The organism is Variovorax sp. N23 (assembly GCF_025486315.1).
Classification (GTDB): Bacteria; Pseudomonadota; Gammaproteobacteria; order Burkholderiales; family Burkholderiaceae_C; genus Variovorax.
Genome location: NZ_JAOOPY010000041.1, coordinates 1 through 1,299 on the forward strand (window position 1 = coordinate 1; position 1,299 = coordinate 1,299).

The 1,299-nt window shown below is 68.1% G+C and carries 2 protein-coding genes; both read right to left on the reverse strand.

The genetic code is table 11. The features are described 5' to 3' along the window. The coding region (locus N8A90_RS25355; RefSeq protein ID WP_262078053.1) for an ESPR domain-containing protein at positions 1 to 194 on the reverse strand (194 nt) is incomplete at its 3' end. Between the two features lie 97 nt (positions 195 to 291). Then, a complete protein-coding gene (locus N8A90_RS25360; protein WP_262078054.1) occupies positions 292 to 1,131 on the reverse strand; it encodes a hypothetical protein in 840 nt (279 codons plus the stop codon). Between the last annotated feature and the right edge of the window lie 168 nt (positions 1,132 to 1,299).

Consider the following 1,299-nt stretch of genomic DNA (forward strand, 5'->3'; position numbering starts at 1 on the left):
ACGATCTGGGCATGCAGGGGGGCGCTCATCAAGGCACCGGCAACTGCGGCCACGCTGATGACGGCGCTGCCTGCGCCTGCGCCGCCGCTGGTGGCCTTGCGCGCACCCCGGCCGGTGCTCCTGGCCGTCTCCTGCACGACCATGCGCAGGCCGCGGGCGGCGTTGAAGACGATGCGGTGTAGATGCTTGTTCATTTCTTGTGCTCTCCCTGATGCCCTGGTGCAAGCGCGTGATGTGATCGGTCAACGGCGAATGCGGGCGCGCGCAGCCCGCATTCGCCGCGCTGCGCCATCAGGCGCAGCGGAACTTGGCGACGCCGATGTAGCGCGCGCCGCTAGCGAGCGTTGCCGCGTACGACGCTGCGACGAGGTAGGCCCCGCCACCCGCATCGCCGATCTGGACTGCGCTGCCCGCACCGCCACTGAGATAGGCCCCTGTGATGGCCGTATTCGTGACCGTGGATGCCGTGCTGTTGAGCGAAGCGCTGCCGGCCGAACCGGATGCGGTCACGCTGACCGAGCCCGAGACCGTCGCCCCGCCCGCGCCGAAGCTAAGGCTTGCCGAACCGCTGGTCGTGCCGGTGGTGCCCGTGCCGCTGCCGCCGCTGACGTAGGTGGGAGCGGTGAACACGCCCGCATCACAGGTCAACGCTCCCGAGGCCGGGAACGCGGGAGGCGCGTTCACGGCAAGGTAGTGATACGAACGGCTGTCGACGCCGGTCAGCGTCTCGGCACCAGAACTGCGAGTCACGGTGCCGGCCACCCAGCGGCCCATGGCGTAGGTCGCGTCGCCGCTGATTTCCTTGGTGGCGCTGTCGCCGCTGAGCACGGTGCTGCCCAGCGTGGTCATGGCGCCGCTGGCCGCCTGGACGAAGGGGTTGAGGTTGCCGAACGTCTGGCTGCCCACGGACGTCAACTGGTAGCGGGGCGTGCTGCTCGCCACGAACGCCGCCGACACCGAGCCGGTGTTCGCACTGGTGGAAGCCGCCGGGGTCGTGGTCGTTCCGGTCGAACTGCTCGTCGTGTCGGCCGATGCGGCGGCAGGGGCGCCATCATCGCCGCCACCTCCACCGCCGCAGGCCTGGAGCAATGCGATGGAGAGGAGCGACGGAAGAAGCAGCTTGTTTTTCATGGGATTCCCTGATGTTGTGTGTTGGTTTGGATGTCGAGGCAAGGCAGGGGCGGGTGGTCGTAAGGCAGGTTCCTTTCAGAAGCTGAAATTGAGGTTGAAGCCCCCCGTCACCTTCGCGGTGCGGTAGCCCTCGGGCTTGTGGATGGGCGCGCCGACGAACACGTCGTA

Excerpts from the sequence above, each read along its gene's own strand:
- N8A90_RS25360 (WP_262078054.1), bottom strand. The coding sequence starts at position 1,131 with ATGAAAAACAAGCTGCTTCTTCCGTCGCTCCTCTCCATCGCATTGCTC.